Source organism: Lentzea albida, assembly GCF_900111005.1.
Lineage (GTDB): Bacteria > Actinomycetota > Actinomycetes > Mycobacteriales > Pseudonocardiaceae > Lentzea > Lentzea albida.
Map to the genome: position 1 here is coordinate 47,490 of NZ_FOFV01000030.1, position 15,873 is coordinate 63,362.

Here is a 15,873-nt window from a genome sequence, read left to right on the forward strand (position 1 = left end):
TGCCGGGGCGGCCCGCAGATCAGCGCTTGGAGCGCTTGATCACCACGGTTCCGCCGCGCACCACGCCCTTGAGCTGGAAGTGCGGGCTGCCGGCCGTGTTGCGGACCTTGTCCTTCACCTCGCCGGCGGTGATCTCGACCGCGTCGAAGTTGAGCGACGCCCCCGCCGGCAGCAGCATCTTCACGGTGCCCAGCGACACGTCCAGGTCGACGTTGACCACGGGCGGCACCTCGGCGGCGGTGAAGTCGAGGTTCGTGGTGCCGAGGGTGTTGCGGATGACGAGCTCGTTCGGCACGACCCAGTGGCCCTTGCGGGTCGTGGTGCTCATCGTGTTCTTCAGTTCGGTGCGCTCGCGGGCCAGCTCGTTGTTGACCATGCCGGGCAGGTCGATCAGCACGGCGTTGAGGTCGGCCCTGGTCTTCGCGGCGAGAGCGGTGTCCGTGCGGACGGTGAACTCGTCCAGCGTGATCATGCCCCGGCCCACCGCCTTGTTCAGCAGGCTGACGACGTGCTCACGTTCCGCGTCGGACACGCGTAAGTCTCTCGGATCTGTCATTTCTCTGCCTCCGGTTCGGCGTCGAGACCGTGCTCGATGGCATAACGCGCCAGCTCCACCCGGTTGTGCAGTTGGAGTTTCCGCAAAGTCGACTGGACGTGGTTCTCGACCGTGCGGTGGGAGATCACCAGGCGGTTCGCGATCTGTCGTGCGGTCAGGCCCTTGGCCACCAGCCGCAGCACCTCGGTCTCCCGGTCGGTGAGCTGGGGCTTCTCCTCTGAGTCGTCCGGCGCGGCGGCCATGCGCCGGTACTCGCCCAGCACCAGGCCCGCGAGCCCGGCCGTGAACACCGCGTCGCCGGCGGCGGTCCGGGAGACGGCCTCGACCAGTTCCTCGGAGGACGCGGACTTCACCAGGTAGCCGGACGCGCCCGCCTTCACGGCCTGCAGCACGTCGTCGTGCTCGCCGGACGCGGACAGCACGAGCACGCGCGTCTCCGGCAGCTCGCTGGTGATCATCGCGGTGGCGTCCACGCCGGACAGTTCGCCGAGGTTGAGGTCCATCAGGACCACGTTCGGCCGCACCGCCTTCGCGATGCGCACGGCCGAGGGCGCGTCGCCCGCGGTCGCCACGATCTCGAAGCCGCGTTCCTGGAGATCGCGCGCGACGCCTTCGCGCCACATCGGGTGGTCGTCCACGACCATCACCGAGACCGTCACCTTGCCGCCCCCTTCCTGAACACCCGAACCTCCCACTCCGTGCCCTCCCCCGGCCCGGTCTGGAGCTCCAGCGTTCCGCCGAGCGACTCCACCCGGCCTTTGATCGACTTCTCGATCCCCATCCTGCCCTCCGCGGCGGCCACCGCGATCCGGCCTTCCGGGATCCCCGGACCATCGTCCCTGACGCTGAGCACGATTTCCTCACCGAGGTCTTCCAGCAGCACCCAGGCCCGCGCGTCCTCGCCGGCGTGCTTGTCCACGTTGGACAGCGCCTCGCGCACCAGCGACGTGAGCTCGACGGCCGCGGCGGACGCGAACATCACCTGCGTGGCGGGCGTCGAGACCTGGATCCTGGGCGTGGCGAGGACCTGCAGCCCGGGGCGCAGGTCGATCTCTCCATCCACAGTGGAGTCGACGGGAGCGGCGGCCACCAGGTTCCTCAGCGCCACCTCCTGCTCACCGGCCATCTTCGCCAGCTCGGCGGCCTCGCCACCGACCTCCAGGCCGCGCTTGCGCACGCGGGCGAGGACCTGCAGCACGCTGTCGTGGATCGAACGGGCAAGGCGCTCGCGTTCCGCCGTCGCCGCTTCGGCCCTCAAGGCCTGCGCGAGGAGCACCGCGGACCGCCGTGCCGTGGCCGAGGCCATGCCGACGACCATGCCCGCGCCGCCCAGCAGCACGACGTCGCGCAGCAGGTCGAGGCTCGGCACGCCCTTGCTGAGGTAGGTGGAGAGGCCGACCGCCAGCCCGCCCGCGAGACCCGCGTACGCCCCGCCGAGCGCGCCCAGCGCCACGGCCGGCACGCACGCCCAGATCGTCGTGATCAGCGGGACGTTGAGGGTCAGCAGCTGGTGGTCGGACATGATCAACGGCGACAACGACATCAGGCCGCAGGTCAGGACGAGGTCGACGAGCACGATCGGCCACCGCCTGCCCCACGTCGTGCTGTAGGCGCGGCTGGTGAAGACGGACCACAGCGCCATCACCCCGAGCGTCACCCACGCGAGCCACGGCCGGACGTACTCGGAGTGGTTCTCGATGACGTTCACCGCGGCGAAGAGGAATGTGACTATGCGTAGCGCAATCGTCCCGCGCCACAGGGGCGTGGCCGGGTCTTCGATCACCTTCGTCACACGTTCGGCTGGCTCGTTGCGCACGCTGTGCTCCTTTCGAGCACCATCCTGCCGCGTGAACGTGTGCTGGCTAACCCCCAGGTGGCCGTCTTCTGCCGAACGGAGGAATGTGCGACGCTCTCCGGGTTCGGGGGAGGGCGAATGAGGGTGCGCGACTGGCCGTTGTGGACTTTGCGGCGGCCCGCGCTCTGCTACTGGTTGTTGATCGACGCCGCAGCTTTCGCCACCGTCACCTACGCGATCGTTTCCTCCGAAACGCCGTCACCCTCCGAAATCGCCAGGTTCGCCGCCATCGCGGGCACGGCCGGTGCCGTGGTCATCGGCAGCTCCATCTACAGCCACCGCCTCGGCGAGACCGAACGCAACCCGTGGGCAGCGCACCTCTCGTACCTGACGGCGGGCATCATCGCCCTCCCGCCGAACCTGATGGTGCTCCTGCTGTTCGGCCCGGCACTGCACTGCCTGCTCGCGCAACGCCCGGAGACCCACCGCTGGCTGTTCACGCTGAGCGCCACCACCCTCGCCGTCTTCGGCACCCGCTACCTGCTCGGCTGGGTCGACCCGCACGCGAACCTGCTGATCATGACGCTCGGCGCCAGCGCCCTGCTTATCCTCCGCGCCGCCCTGATCGCGTTCGGCCTGAAGCTCCGCCGCCCGAACGCCACCTTCGAGGAGAACGTCGGCGAACCCATCGACGCCGTCCTCGGCATCGTCGCCGTGTCGATCGGCGGCCTCATGGGCTGCGTGGCGGAGTCGAACGCGGTCCACGCCCTCATCGCGGGCCCACCCCTCGCCCTGCTGGAACGAGCGGCCCAACTCCCCCAGTGGCGCCGCTCGGCCCAGCGCGACGCCAAGACCGGCCTCGCCAACGCCGTGCACTGGGACAGCCGCGCCCGCTCCGAACTCGCCAAGGGCTCCGGCCGCGCCCGCCCGATGGCGGTGATGTTGCTGGACCTCGACCACTTCAAACGGGTCAACGACGAGGTCGGCCACCTGGCGGGCGACGCCGCCCTGGCCGCGATCTCGTTGCTGCTGCGCGGCACCGTCCGCCGCGGAGACCTGGTCGGCCGGTTCGGCGGCGAGGAGTTCGTCGTCCTGCTGCCCGAGGCCACCCCGGACGAGGCCGAGATCGTGGCCGAACGCGTGCGCACGGCCGTGCAGAACCTCCGCGTGCCCACGATGGCCACCAACGGGCTGCCGCACGAACTACGCGGCCTGACGGTGTCCATAGGGGTGGCGACGACGACCCGGTTCGGGTACGAGCTGCCGGACCTGCTGGTGGCGGCGGACGCGGCACTGCTGGCGGCCAAGGCGTACGGCCGCAACCTCGTCTCGATGGCCTAGCGGTTCAGGTACTTCGTGATCTCCGAAGCCATGTGCTCGTGCGCGAACCGCGCCTTCCCGAACGCGTAGGAGAACAACAGCGCGGGGCACTCGAACGTGACGCCCACCTTGATCCGCACCCGGTCGTCCCCCACCTCCGACACCCGCACGTGGCTGGTCAACGTCGTCCGCGGCTGCTGGTGCGCGACGGTGAGCACCTCGTCCTCGCCCCGCACCACCAGGTCGGCGCGGTAGGTGATGTGCATGCCCACCGGCCCGAACTTCAGCCGTGACGTGACGGCGGTGCTGCGCAGGACCTCCGGCGACGGCGGCGGCACGGCCTCCGCGCGCACCGCCAGCGGGTGCATCGTGACCAGCCGCGGCACGTCCGCCATCAGGTCGACCGCCGACGCGACCGTGCCCGGACCGGTGATCGTGTACTCGAAGGTGCCGGTCCGCACTCGCCTCAAAGCTCCTTGACCCGTTCGCTCGTGTCGTCCTTCGGCGCTGTGTCCTGAGGGTTCAGCACGTCGACCTTCTGCGGGTTCTGGTCGGCGTCCGCGTCGGACACGAGCGACCGGATGCCCGAGTTCAGCACCGCGAGCAGCGGTACGGCCAGCAGCGCACCGGCGATGCCGCCGGTCACCAGGCCGCCGGCGATGGCCAGCACGACGGCCAGCGGGTGCAGCTTGACCGCGCGGCCCAGCAGGATCGGCTGAAGCACGTGCGATTCCAGCTGCATCACGCCGATCAAAACCGCCAGCACGACGAGGGCCGCGATCGGTCCGTTGGTCACCAACGCGATCAAAACGGCCACGGCACCCGTGAACACCGCACCGATGATGGGGATGAACGCACCGAGGAACACCAACGCCGACAGCGGAACCACCAGAGGCACGCCGATGATCGCCAGGCCGATGCCCACACCCACGGCGTCGACGATGGCGACCACCGCCGTCGCGCGCACGTAGGACACGAGAGAGCCGAACCCGCGACGGCCGGCCACGTCCACACGCTGACGCACGTCACGAGGAACCGCACGCGTCACGAAGCGCCAGATGCCGTCGCCGTCGTGCAGGAAGAAGATGAGGGTGAACAGCGCCAGCAGCAGGCCCGTCAGGACCTCGCCGAGGGTCGCGGCGGTCGTCAGCGCGCCGGACGTGATCTCCGCCTGGTTCTCCTTGATCGTCTTCACGATCTCGTTGACGTAGTTCTGCAGCTGCGCGTCGGACAGGTGGGCGGGCCCGTCCTTCAGCCACGTCTGGATGGTGTCGAGCGAGGCGGCCACCTGCGTCTGCAGCTCGGGCAGACCGCGGGAGAACTCGCTGATCACGAACGTCAGCACGCCGCCGAGGACGCCGAGGCCGATGATCATCATCACGGTCACCGCGACGCCGCGCGGCACCCGCCACTCGACGAGCTTCGACACACCCGGCGACAGCAGCGCCGCGAGCAGCAGCGCGATGGCGACGGGGATCACTATCGACGCGAGGTAGCCGAAGACGTAGGCCACGACGTACAGCGCGGCGACCACCACGACGAACCGCCAGCTCAGCGCGGCACTCACCCGCAGCAACTTCGGAACGCGGTTGCTGATCTCCGACTCCGGCGTGCTCATGGACCTCACGTTAACTGTTCGGACCCTCGCCAAGCCGGAACTCCACCAGGGATGATCCGACTCGTCAGGGGAGGACGAAGTGATCAAGCCGGATGACTTGACCGATGTCGAGCGCCAGGTCGCGGCGGCTTACGCGGGCGGGACCGAGATCGACCTGACCGGGCAGAGCGCTCGCGGCGAGGTGCTCACCGGACTGCTGACCGGCATGTACCGCGTTCCGCGCAAGGGACTACCCGCTCTGAGGCTCCGCAACGCGCGGATCACGGGGAAGTTCGAGCTCGAGGGCACCCGCGTCACGCGGGTCATCGACCTCACCCACTGCACGTTCGAGGAACCGCTCGACCTCCGCATGGCCCGCCTCATCGGGCTGAGGCTGCGCGGCACCCGCGTGCCGGGCCTGCAGGGCCGCAACCTCAGGGTGTTCAGCGACCTCGTCCTCGAGGCCGGGTTCACCAGCACCGGCACCGTCGACCTCACCGACGCCGCCGTCGACGGCACGCTCCGGCTGGCCGGCGCGGTGCTGCGCTCCGACTCCGACCACGCCCTGCTCGGCGCGCGCCTGCGGGTGAGCGGTTCCGTGCAGGCCATCGCGATGCGCGCGAACGGCGAGGTCCGGCTCCGGGGTTCGGCGATCGGCGGCAGCGTCCACCTCGGCGGCGCCCGGCTGATCAACGCCGGCAAGGACGCGCTCGACGCGTCCGGGATCGTCGTCGCGGGCAACGTCTTCTGCAACGCCGAGGGCGGCCGGTTCACCGCGGACGGCAGGGTGCTGTTCGACGGCGCGCGCGTCGGCGGGAACCTCGAGTTCACCGGCGCCCGGCTGAACTCGACCCACCGCGTCGACAACCAGGTGCTCGTCCTGCCGCACGGATCCGCCGACGAGGCCGCGACGCTCGTTGCCGACCGCATCCGGGTCGAGGGCAACCTCGAGCTCGACGACGGCTTCACGAGCACCGGCACCGTCCGGCTGCCCAACGCGAGCATCGGCGGCTACCTCAGGCTGTGCGGCGCGGTGATCGGGCCGCGCGAGGTAGCCGAGGAGCTCGCGGGCGACGTCACCAACCGCATCCCGGTCGCCCTGCACGCGGACGGCATGCAGGTCCGCGGCGACGTCGAGGCCCGCAGCGCCGTCAACGGCGGCGGCACCCGGTCACCCGCGTTGCGCACCTACGGCCAGGTCCGGCTGTCGAACGCGCACATCATGGGCAGCGCCAGCATGTCCGGCGTCTCGCTGCACGGGCCCGGCATCGACGTCCTGTTCGCCGACCGCCTCCAGGTCGGCGGCACGCTGTTCCTGCGCGAGTTGAGGGCCAAGGGCTCGATCCGCCTGCAGAACGCGAACATCGGCTCCACGCTCGACCTCTCCGGCGCCGAGCTGACCCTCCCGCGGCTGCGTCCGAACGGGACGCAGAAGCCGTCGCTCGACGCCCGCGCCATCACGATCGGGAAGGACCTCCTGTGCAGCCGCGGGTTCACCGCGGTCGGCGGCGTGCGGATCCGGCTGGGCGAGGTCGGCAAGATGGCGACGTTCAGCGACTCGCACCTCGGCTCGACCGCGGCCGACATCGCGTTGAACGCCTACGGCCTGACGGTCCACCAGTTCCGCCTGCACATCCCCGCGGGCCAGCAGCCCAAGGGGAAGGTGGTGCTGAGCCGCCTCAAGGCCGTGTCGGTGACCGACGGGCCGGGCCTGTGGGACGCCGAGGGCGGCGTCGCCGTGGACGACTTCGAGTTCGCCGGAATCACCGCCGACCCGGACGTGCCCGTGCAGACGCGGCTCGAGTGGCTCGTCAAGGTGCAGCCGGACTTCGCGCCAGGGCCGTACGAACAGCTCGCCGCCGTCTACCAGCAGGGCGGCGAGGAGGAGCTCGCGCAGAAGGTCCAGCTGGAGAAGCAACGCCGCCGCTACTCCGAACTCGGCCGTGCGGGACGGGTGTGGGGCGCGGTGCAGCGGTGGACGGTCGGCTACGGCTACCGGCCGTGGCTCGCGATCTGCTGGCTGGCCGTGTTCTGGCTCTTCGGCGCGCTCTGGTTCACCTGGCACCCCATGGTCAAGCTCAACAAGGACGAGGACCCGGTGTGGAACGCCGCGCTCCTCGCGCTCGACCTGTTGATCCCGATCATCGACTTCGGGCACGACGGCAAGTGGCAGTTCACCGGTGCGTCGCAATGGATATCGGCGCTGCTCGTGGCCGTCGGGTGGATCCTCGCGTCGACCGCGGCGGCAGGTGCGGCGCGCGTGCTGAAGCGGGTGTGAGGCAGGGAAAGGCGTTCACACGATGTAGTTAACCGAGCGCTCAGAGCGTGCATTCGGGGTGGATGGACTGGCAGAGTCGCCGACGTCGACTTGATCAGCATGATCGTCGGCGAAATCCCTTGAGTGCCACCGAGTAGCGAGGTTTCCTGCGTTGTCCGCTGATCTGCGAGCGAAGACGGGAGCGAACGGCGTGCGCCGTTTCGCCACCCGAGCGCTGCTCGCGGTTGGTGGTGCGATCGCGGGCACCGCGGTTGCCTGGGTGCTCAGCACGTCGGCGGCCCACGCGGCCGACGAGGTGGCGCCCGCCGAGGCGCAGCAGGTCGACGTCATCAGCAAGCTCGTCACGAAGACCGACGAGAAGCTGCCGGTCGTCACCCCCGCCGCCACGGCGGTTCACAAGATCGACGAGACCCTGCGCACCGAGCACGAGAAGGCTCGCGCCGCTCTGCCGGAAATGCAGGTCTCCCAGGCGGTCGAGCAGATCGTCTCGCACATCGTGCCGCAGGTTCCCCGGATCGGTCAGTCCGAAGCCCCCGCCACCGAGCGGATGCTGGACGTGACGTTCCCGGAGACCCCGGCCGTTCCCGTCACCGAAGCCGTCCAGTCGTCGGCTCCGGTGGTTCCGCAGGTCATCGGCGTGTCCGGTGCCTCGTGGACGGATCTGTTGGAGCACAACGACTTCGTCGTGCCCTCCGAGCAGCTTCCGTCCCTGCCGAGCAACCCGATGCCGAAGCTGCCCGCCCCGGCCCCCGCGCCGGTGCAGTGCTCTTCGTGCCACGACGGTTCTGGCTCGGCCAAGAGCAGCGCCATCGCTGCTCTCGCTGCGTCCGGCAACGCTCACGGCATCTCGTCGACGCGCGCTCTCGCGCCGTCCACCGACGAGGTCACCGTGACGCCGGGCAAGCAGCCCGGTATCAACCCCGACTGATTCCAGCGCGCGGTCCGCGACAGCCCTTCCTCCCCTGGCTGTCCGGAAGTCGACCGTCGCGCTTTTTCCTTGCGCTCAATTCGGTCGATCACCGCGTGCGACTCCCCCGGTGATGGCGCGCCCTCCCCTGCGCGCTTCGGCCCCACCCCCTTTGAGCCCCCGTCGTTCTGGACGGGAAACCCAATGAAGGAGTTCTAATGCAGACCTGGGCAAAGCGCGGACTTCAGACCGCGTTTGTCACTGGTGGTTTGCTGATGCTCGGTACGGGCATCGCTTCTGCCCAGGAGAACGTCGACCCGGACGCCGCGCCTCCGGCCGTCGACGTCGCGGCCGCGATCCCGATCAAGGCCGACCAGAACAAGCTCGCCACGCCGGTCCGGGAAGTCACCCTCCCCAAGATCGACCGCACGATCAGCACGGACCGCGTCACCAGCGTGGTGCCGACCCGCACGGCAGCGCCCGTCGCGAACCCGCTCGTCCGCCAGGCCGGTGAGCGCCTGCAGAACACGCCGATGCAGAACGTGGTGCGCGGCAACACGATCCAGGCACACGTCGACGTGCCGATCAACATCTGCGGCAACGCGATCGCGGTCCTCGCGAACACCGAGGCGACCGCCGACTGCCAGCAGCACACCCACCGCGACGGCACGATCGTCACGGACGGCGCGGGCCAGGCACTCGCCGGCAACGTCGTGGCCGTCAACCACATCCTCCCGGTCCAGATCACCGGCAACGCGGTCGGGGCGGGCGGCAACGCCGCTACGAACACCAGGGCCGAGCAGGTCTCGACGACCGGCGGCGACATCACCACCAACGGTGACAAGGGCGCCATCTCCGGCAACGTCATCGCCGAGCACGGCGCGACCCCGGTCCAGATCACCGGCAACGGTGTGGGTGCGGCCGGCATCGCCGAGGCCAACTCGACCGCCGACACGTTCGCCTCCTCCGAGGGCGACGTCCTGACGAGCGGCAAGAACAGCTCGATCTCCGGCAACACCGTGCCTGTCGCCCTGGCCCCGCTGGCCGAGGTCAACGGCAACGCGGCCGCCGCCGCGGGCAACGCCACCACCGACTCGGTGCAGTCCGGCACCGCGTACGCCGGTGGCAAGACCGACACCAACGGCGACCCGGCCACGCTGGCCGGCAACGTCGTGGCGCCCGCCCTCTCGGGCCCCGTCACGGTCGACGACAACGCGGCCGCCGCCGGTGGCAACGCGACCGCCGTCAGCGAGACGACCAACGAGTCGGTCGCCGGTGGCATCATCCACACCTTCGGCGACGGTTCCACGGCGTCCGGCAACATCGCCGGCGCGCCCATCGCGCTGCCGACCTCCGCGGGCGGCAACGGCGCGTCGATCGTCGGCAACGCGCTGACCGACCACGCCAACGAGTCCTACTCGAAGTCCGGTGGCGAGGCCTACACGGTCGGCGACAACTCGGTGCTGTCCGGCAACATCGCGGACGTCCCGCCGGCCACGGCCATCGACGTGTGCGGCAACGGTGCGACGCTGGCCGGTCAGGCCGCGGGCACCTGCGAGAACGACGTCAAGTCGATCACCTCGGGCTACCAGGGCACGACGGGCACCGACTCCGTCATCTCCGGCAACATCGCGTCGACCCCCGTCGCGACGCCCGCCGAGGTCTACGGCCTCGCCGCCACCCTCGGTGGCCAGGCGACCGGTTCGGCCGACGAGGTCAAGGAGGTCCGCTCCAGCGGTACCCCGAACACCGAGGACGACCACGGCACGGTCTCCAGCAACATCGTGACCGCCCCGACCGCGGCCGCGCCGCAGGTCTTCGCGGTGACCGCCGGCCTGGTCGGCAACACCTTCTCGGACACGTCGAACGACACCACGGTCAAGGCGGGCAACAACCCCCACGCGACCGGCAAGAAGGGCTCGGTCGCCGGCAACATCGTCCAGGTCCCGACCTCGACGCCGGCCCAGGTCTTCGCCGACGGCGTGACCCTGGTGGGCAACAACGTCACCAAGGGCGACAACGCCACCGACATGAAGGCCGGCGGCGACGCCATCACGACCGGCGAGAAGGGCTCCATCGCGGGCAACGCCGTCTCGGCTCCGGTCGCCACGGGCACCCAGGTGCTCGGCTGGTCGGTCGGCGGCGGCAGCAACGTCGACGCCTTCTCCACCAACTCGCTGTCGTCCGTCGCCGGTGGCGACGTCAACAGCAACGGTGACCAGGGCGCGGTCTCGGGCAACCTGATCGGCGCGCAGCCGGCCGTGCTCCCGGCCGTTCCGGGCAACACCGTCGCGGCGGCGGGCATCACCAACTCCGACGTGGTGACCGACACCAAGGTCATCTCCGGTGACGACAGCTACACCTCGGCCGACGACGCCTCCGTCTCCGGCAACCTGATCCACGTCCCCGCCAACGCCGTCGCCGGCGTGTACGCGGACGCGGTCGCGGTCGCGGGCAACGCCACGACCGTCACGGACAAGTCGTCGTACACCCAGGCCGGCGGCGAGATGCTCACGGAGGGCAGCGGACCGCTGACCGCCCGCGAGATGACCGTCCCGGTCGAGGCCGCCGCGAACGTCGCGCGCATCCCCGTCGAGGTCGTCGGCCAGGCCGTGACCGAGGGCGTCAGCGACGACACGCAGCTCACCGGCGAGGACGCCGGCACCCTGCGCGCCACGCAGCTCAAGGGCCTCGAGCTCCCCAAGGGCGTCGACAGCCTGCTGAAGGCCAACGAGGTCCCGGCGTTCCACGGCCTCGACAGCAAGCTCCCGGTCAACCAGCTGCCGAACCCGGCTGACCTGACCTCGCTGACCGGCCAGCTGCCCACCCCGGCTCTGCCCGGTGTGGCGCAGGAGCGCTCGTCGCTGCCGCTGAACGGTGGCACCGGCAGCATCACCCCGAACGTCCAGGGCCTGCCCCTGGCCCAGGTGCTCGAGGTCGCCCAGGGCCTGGTGCCCGCCGGCGCCACCGGCCGTTCGCTGCCGTCCCTCCCGGTGACCGCCCCGGCCCTGCCCGTGCCGGTGCAGCTGCCCGCGCTGCCGACCGAGCGTTCGCTGCCGGCCCTCCCGGTCGACGGCCCGGCCTCGCTCTCGGGTCTGAACCTCAACCCGACCCAGGGCCTGGCCCCGAAGGCCGACGAGCGCGCGCTGCCGCAGCTGCCGCTGGGCGCCCCGGCGCTCTCGATGATCGACCCGGCCAACCTGTTCCAGAAGGTGACCGGCTCGCTGTAACACCCCGCATTCGCACCACCCTCCTCCGGTAAGAGGCTGAGCCCCGGCGACACGACGGTGTCGCCGGGGCTCAGTGCCGTTCCGGGGGAGTTCGTGCTGTCCGGAGGACCTGCTCGGGCTCCGCGTCCCCGTCGCTCGTCACCCAGTGGACGTGCGGGCCCTCGCCGGCCAGTTGCCTGATCAGCTCGGCGATCGGCGACCCGTCCCCGAAGTCGTGCTCGGCCAGCACCGCGAGGACCGCGTCGCCGTACCGCGCGACCGTGAAGTCCGGCCTCAGGTTCTGCCGCAGGGCCTTCGCCGTCCGCAGCAGGTCGTCCGGCCCGGTGATCAGGACCAGCGTGACGAGCGTGCCCCTGGTGCGGGCGCGGATCAGCGACTGCTCCAGGCGATCGAGCAGCAACGCGTGTCCGGGCAGCCCCGTCAGCGGGTCGTGCAGCACAGTCCGGTTCTAGCGGAGCCCGGTTCCGTTGACCAGCACCTCCGGCGGTGAGCCGTTCAGCCAACCGGGTTCGGAACGGCCTTCTCCGCGGCACGGCTCGTCTCCTCCCAGGCGGCCCACGTCTCCATCCGCCGCCGCGAGATGTCGAACGCGACGTCGTAGACCATGCTCCCGAGCAGGAGCCGCAGCGGCGGTTCGTCACTGCCGACCAGCTTCATCACCGCGTCCGCCGCCAGCCGCGGCTCGCTGTCGACCGACCCCTCGGCCCACATCTCCTGCAACTCCTCCCGCAACTCGTCGTAGACGGCCTTCGGTTCGGTCGCCCGGCTGCTCGTGTAGAGGTCGGTCCAGTACCCGCCGGGCTGCACGATGGTCACCTTGATCCCGAACCGCGCGACCTCCGCGGCCAACGCCTCGCTCATGCCTTCGAGCGCGAACTTGCTGGCGCTGTACAACCCGGTGCTCGCGAACCCGCCCAGCGCCCCGATGCTCGACACCTGCAGCAGGTGCCCGCCACCGCTCTCACGCAGGTGCGGCACCACCGCCTGGCTGACCCACAACGCACCGAAGAAGTTGAGCTCCATCTGGGCCCGGGCCTCGGCCTCCGTGAACTCCTCCACCATGCCGCTGAACAGCGACCCGGCGTTGTTCACCACCACGTCGAGCCGCCCGAACCGCTCCACGGCCCGCCCGACGACCTCGAACACCTTCTCCCGATCGGTCACGTCGAGGCTCAGCGCCAGCAACCGCTCCGGGTGTTGCTGACCGAGCCCGTCGAGCGTGCTGACGTCCCGAGCCACCCCGACGACCCGATCGCCGGCGGCCAGCGCCGCCTCGGTGAACGCACGGCCGAGACCACGGCTGGCACCGGTGACGAACCAAACGCGAGCTGAGGCAGTCATTGTCGTGTTCCCTCCCCTATGGCGAGACGAGACGTATCGTCTCGTTGGTGGGGGAGCTTGCCCGAGTAGCGGGTGTCTGTCAAGACGAGACGTCTCGTCTCGCCGTTTGGTAGGTTCAGGTCGTGTCCACGGCCCCAGACCCCACCAGGCGCAACGACGCCGTCCGGCGAGCCATCCTCACCGCCGCCATAGACCAGGTAGGAGAGGTGGGGTACGCGAAACTCACCATCGAGCGCATCGCCAAGTCGGCGGGCGTCGGCAAACAGACCATCTACCGCTGGTGGCCCTCCAAGGGCGCGCTCTTCTTCGACGCGTTCCTCGACCTCGCGGGCGACGGCGAGGCAGCGGCCCTCCCGGACACCGGCGACCTGGCGGCAGACCTCAAGCTCGTGTTGGGGGCCACCGTCGACGAGCTGAACGACGACCGCCTCGACCAGGCGATGCGCGCCCTCAACACCGAGATCGTGCTGGACCCGGCCCTCGCCGCCGACTACGCCACCCGCCTCGACAACCCGATGCGCGAGCTCAAGAAGGCCCGCCTGCGGTCGGCCCAGCAGGCGGGGCAGATCGGCGAGGACGTGGACCTGGAGGTGGCGATCGACCTGATCTGGGGACCGATCCTCAACCGGTGGTTGCAGCGGACGGCGCCGCTGACCAGGGAGTACGCGGAGCAGGTGGTGGAGACGGCGCTGCGGGGGCTGCTGCCGCGCGAGCGGTAGCGCGCGAGCGGAGCGGAGCGGTAGGTCGCGGCCGCGCCGCAGGTCTTGGGCGATGGCGGCAGCTCGCACCTACCTGCCGGCTACCCACCCGCCAGCGGCCCACCGCGGCGGATGCCGAGCGTGCCGTCCCCCGACCTCTGCCGAAGCCACCCCGCGGCTCGCCCCGGCCTGATCAGGTCTGTGCGAGGTCCGTGAAGCGGCTGTAGTGCAGCTGGTGCGCCACCGTGATGGTGGCGGTCGGGCCGGCGCGGTGCTTCGCGATGATCAGGTCGGCCTCGCCCGCGCGGGGGTCGTCGCGCTCCCAGGCGTCCGGGCGGTTGATCAGGATGACCATGTCGGCGTCCTGCTCGAGGGAGCCGGACTCGCGGAGGTCGGAGAGCATCGGGCGCTTGTCGGTTCGCTGTTCGGGGCCTCGGTTGAGCTGCGAGATCGCGATGACCGGGACTTCGAGTTCCTTGGCGATCAGCTTCAGCGATCGGGAGAACTCCGAGACCTCCTGCTGGCGGGACTCGGTCTTCTTGCCCGACGACATCAGCTGCAGGTAGTCGACGACGACGAGCTTGAGGTCGTGGCGCTGCTTGAGGCGCCGGGCCTTGGCCCTGATCTCCATCATCGTGAGGTTCGGGCTGTCGTCGACGAAGAGGGGGGCCTCGCTGATCTCGCTCATGCGGCGGGCCAGGCGGGTCCAGTCGTCGTCGCTCATCGTGCCGCCTCGCATGTCGCCGAGGCGGATGCGGGCCTCTGCGGAGAGCATGCGCATGACGATCTCGGTGCGGCTCATCTCCAGGCTGAAGATGGCGCTGGTCAGGCCGTGTTTGACGGAGCACGACCTGGCGAAGTCGAGGCCCAGCGTCGAGTTGTGGGTCGGGATCATCGTCTCGCCCGCGAGGTACAGGTGGTCGTGGTTGTCGACCTCCACGCACCTGACCGGCACGGACGCGACGGGGCGCACCGCGGTGATCTCCACCCGGTCGTGCTCGCCGAGGCTCGCGACGAGCTCGTCGACGTCGCGGCGCAGGCGGGCGAAGCGGCCGTCGATCTGGAGGGCGGCCAGCAGTTCGGCGCGCTGCTTGTAGGAGCCGCGCAGGTAGGCGGCGGGGATGTGCGGGTCGTCTGCCAGATCCAGGTCCTTGGCGACGCGCAGTTCGTCGTCGGTCAGTTCCAGGTCGCCGAGGCCCGAGAGGAACAGGCCCAGCTTGCGCGGGGACAGCGGCAGATCTGCGGCCGGGAGGTCCCAGGCTGCGGACATGCGCACGAACATGCGGCACAGGCCGACCCGGTCGAACAGCTGCGCGGTCGTGCGGATCGCCCAGAAACCACCGGTCTCGCTGCACGACTCCGCCAGCCACTGGTGCTCGGCGTCGGCCACGATCACGGTGCCGTCGGAGAACTCGACCTCGAAGCACGGGCGGCCCGTCATCACCTCGGTCGCGGCGACCACGCGGGTCGGGCGGCCGTCGGCGCCGATCAGGAACTCGCCGACCCGCACCTCGCCCATCGTGGTCCAGCCGGACGGGGTGGGCAGCGGGGTGTCGAGGGCGAGCGCCTTGCCGACACCGGGGCGGGCGGCGACGATGATCATCTGACCGCCGTGCAGCCCGTTGGTCAGCGCGTCCAGGTCGGCGAAGCCCGTCGGGATGCCCTGGGAGATGCCGCCTCGCGACGCGATGGCGTCGATCTCGTCCATCGTCGGCTGGAGCAGGTCCTCGAGGGCGACGTAGTCCTCGGTCGTGCGGCGGTCGGTGACCTCGTAGATCGCGGCCTGCGCCCGGTCGACCACCTCGTCGACGTCCGCGCCCTCGGCGCCGTTGTACCCCAGCTGCACGATGCGCGTGCCGGCCTCCACCAGGCGGCGCAGCACCGCCTTCTCGGCAACGATCTCGGCGTAGTAACCGGCGTTCGCGGCCGTGGGGACCGTCGCGATCAACGTGTGCAGGTACGGCGCACCGCCCACGCGCATCAGCTCGCCGCGGCGTTCGAGCTCCGCGGAGATGGTGATCGGGTCGGCGGGCTCACCCCGGCCGTACAGGTCGAGGATGCAGTCGTAGATCGCCTGGTGCGCCGGGCGGTAGAAGTCGTTGGGCGCGAGGGCCTCGATGACGTCGGCGACCGCGTCCTTGGACAGCAGCA

13 protein-coding genes are annotated in these 15,873 nt (G+C 70.3%); 5 read left to right on the forward strand and 8 right to left on the reverse strand.

Annotation, left to right across the window (positions count from 1 at the left end; all coding sequences use genetic code 11):
- Positions 1–19: 19 nt before the first annotated feature.
- From BMY74_RS42145 to macS, 3 genes are read right to left on the reverse strand one after another with little or no spacing between them, the layout of a single operon-like run.
- Positions 20–556 carry a DUF1707 SHOCT-like domain-containing protein gene (locus tag BMY74_RS42145; protein ID WP_089927480.1) on the reverse strand — a complete coding sequence of 179 codons (537 nt, stop codon included), beginning with the start codon at positions 554–556 and terminating at the stop codon, positions 20–22.
- Positions 553–1,200: a response regulator gene (locus tag BMY74_RS42150; protein ID WP_089927531.1), complete on the reverse strand. Its 648-nt coding sequence runs from the start codon at positions 1,198–1,200 to the stop codon at positions 553–555. Before BMY74_RS42150 ends, BMY74_RS42145 begins: the two co-directional genes overlap by 4 nt.
- Before the next feature lie 11 nt (positions 1,201–1,211).
- Positions 1,212–2,372 (reverse strand): MacS family sensor histidine kinase, encoded by a 1,161-nt coding sequence (gene macS / locus BMY74_RS42155; RefSeq protein WP_245786699.1) that lies wholly within the window; start codon positions 2,370–2,372, stop codon positions 1,212–1,214.
- Positions 2,373–2,489: 117 nt separating this feature from the next.
- Here macS and BMY74_RS42160 point away from each other — a divergent pair, with 117 nt between their 5' ends.
- A complete protein-coding gene (locus BMY74_RS42160) occupies positions 2,490–3,692 on the forward strand; it encodes a GGDEF domain-containing protein (protein WP_342718471.1) in 1,203 nt (400 codons plus the stop codon).
- Here BMY74_RS42160 and BMY74_RS42165 read toward each other — a convergent pair.
- On the reverse strand, positions 3,689–4,132 hold the full coding sequence (locus BMY74_RS42165; RefSeq protein ID WP_245786700.1) for an SRPBCC family protein: 444 nt from the start codon (positions 4,130–4,132) through the stop codon (positions 3,689–3,691). The genes BMY74_RS42160 and BMY74_RS42165 overlap by 4 nt on opposite strands.
- A gap of 5 nt (positions 4,133–4,137) precedes the next feature.
- Entirely contained in the window at positions 4,138–5,289 is a 1,152-nt protein-coding gene (locus BMY74_RS42170; RefSeq protein ID WP_089927486.1) for an AI-2E family transporter, read from the reverse strand.
- Positions 5,290–5,368: 79 nt separating this feature from the next.
- Here BMY74_RS42170 and BMY74_RS42175 point away from each other — a divergent pair, with 79 nt between their 5' ends.
- The 3 genes from BMY74_RS42175 (at position 5,369) to BMY74_RS42185 (ending at position 11,683) form a co-directional block, all read left to right on the forward strand.
- On the forward strand, positions 5,369–7,546 hold the full coding sequence (locus BMY74_RS42175) for a translocation/assembly module TamB (protein ID WP_245786701.1): 2,178 nt from the start codon (positions 5,369–5,371) through the stop codon (positions 7,544–7,546).
- A 151-nt stretch (positions 7,547–7,697) separates the two neighbouring features.
- On the forward strand, positions 7,698–8,474 hold the full coding sequence (locus BMY74_RS42180) for a hypothetical protein (protein WP_143091947.1): 777 nt from the start codon (positions 7,698–7,700) through the stop codon (positions 8,472–8,474).
- 254 nt (positions 8,475–8,728) lie between these two features.
- The gene (locus tag BMY74_RS42185; RefSeq protein ID WP_177230211.1) at positions 8,729–11,683 is read left to right on the forward strand and encodes a beta strand repeat-containing protein; all 2,955 of its coding nucleotides are present in this window, start codon (positions 8,729–8,731) and stop codon (positions 11,681–11,683) included.
- A 70-nt stretch (positions 11,684–11,753) separates the two neighbouring features.
- Here BMY74_RS42185 and BMY74_RS42190 read toward each other — a convergent pair whose 3' ends face one another.
- Positions 11,754–12,122, reverse strand: a complete 369-nt coding sequence (locus BMY74_RS42190) for a nucleotidyl cyclase domain-containing protein (RefSeq protein WP_089927494.1) — start codon at positions 12,120–12,122, stop codon at positions 11,754–11,756.
- A 56-nt stretch (positions 12,123–12,178) separates the two neighbouring features.
- A complete protein-coding gene (locus BMY74_RS42195) occupies positions 12,179–13,024 on the reverse strand; it encodes an SDR family oxidoreductase (RefSeq protein WP_089927497.1) in 846 nt (281 codons plus the stop codon).
- A 122-nt stretch (positions 13,025–13,146) separates the two neighbouring features.
- Between BMY74_RS42195 and BMY74_RS42200 the strand changes: the two genes are divergently transcribed.
- On the forward strand, positions 13,147–13,743 hold the full coding sequence (locus BMY74_RS42200; protein ID WP_089927500.1) for a TetR/AcrR family transcriptional regulator: 597 nt from the start codon (positions 13,147–13,149) through the stop codon (positions 13,741–13,743).
- A gap of 172 nt (positions 13,744–13,915) precedes the next feature.
- On the opposite strand, the gene dnaB is transcribed toward BMY74_RS42200, so the two are convergent.
- Positions 13,916–15,871 carry a replicative DNA helicase gene (gene dnaB, locus BMY74_RS42205; RefSeq protein ID WP_425434907.1) on the reverse strand — a complete coding sequence of 652 codons (1,956 nt, stop codon included), beginning with the start codon at positions 15,869–15,871 and terminating at the stop codon, positions 13,916–13,918.
- Positions 15,872–15,873 lie beyond the last annotated feature (2 nt).

What these genes read in the sequence shown, in the direction of transcription:
- BMY74_RS42185 (WP_177230211.1), top strand. Translation starts at nt 8,729, where the DNA reads ATGCTCGGTACGGGCATCGCTTCTGCCCAGGAGAACGTCGACCCGGAC.
- BMY74_RS42160 (WP_342718471.1), top strand. Translation starts at nt 2,490, where the DNA reads ATGAGGGTGCGCGACTGGCCGTTGTGGACTTTGCGGCGGCCCGCGCTC.
- BMY74_RS42145 (WP_089927480.1), bottom strand. Translation starts at nt 556, where the DNA reads ATGACAGATCCGAGAGACTTACGCGTGTCCGACGCGGAACGTGAGCAC.
- BMY74_RS42150 (WP_089927531.1), bottom strand. Translation starts at nt 1,200, where the DNA reads ATGGTCGTGGACGACCACCCGATGTGGCGCGAAGGCGTCGCGCGCGAT.
- BMY74_RS42195 (WP_089927497.1), bottom strand. Translation starts at nt 13,024, where the DNA reads ATGACTGCCTCAGCTCGCGTTTGGTTCGTCACCGGTGCCAGCCGTGGT.
- BMY74_RS42170 (WP_089927486.1), bottom strand. Translation starts at nt 5,289, where the DNA reads ATGAGCACGCCGGAGTCGGAGATCAGCAACCGCGTTCCGAAGTTGCTG.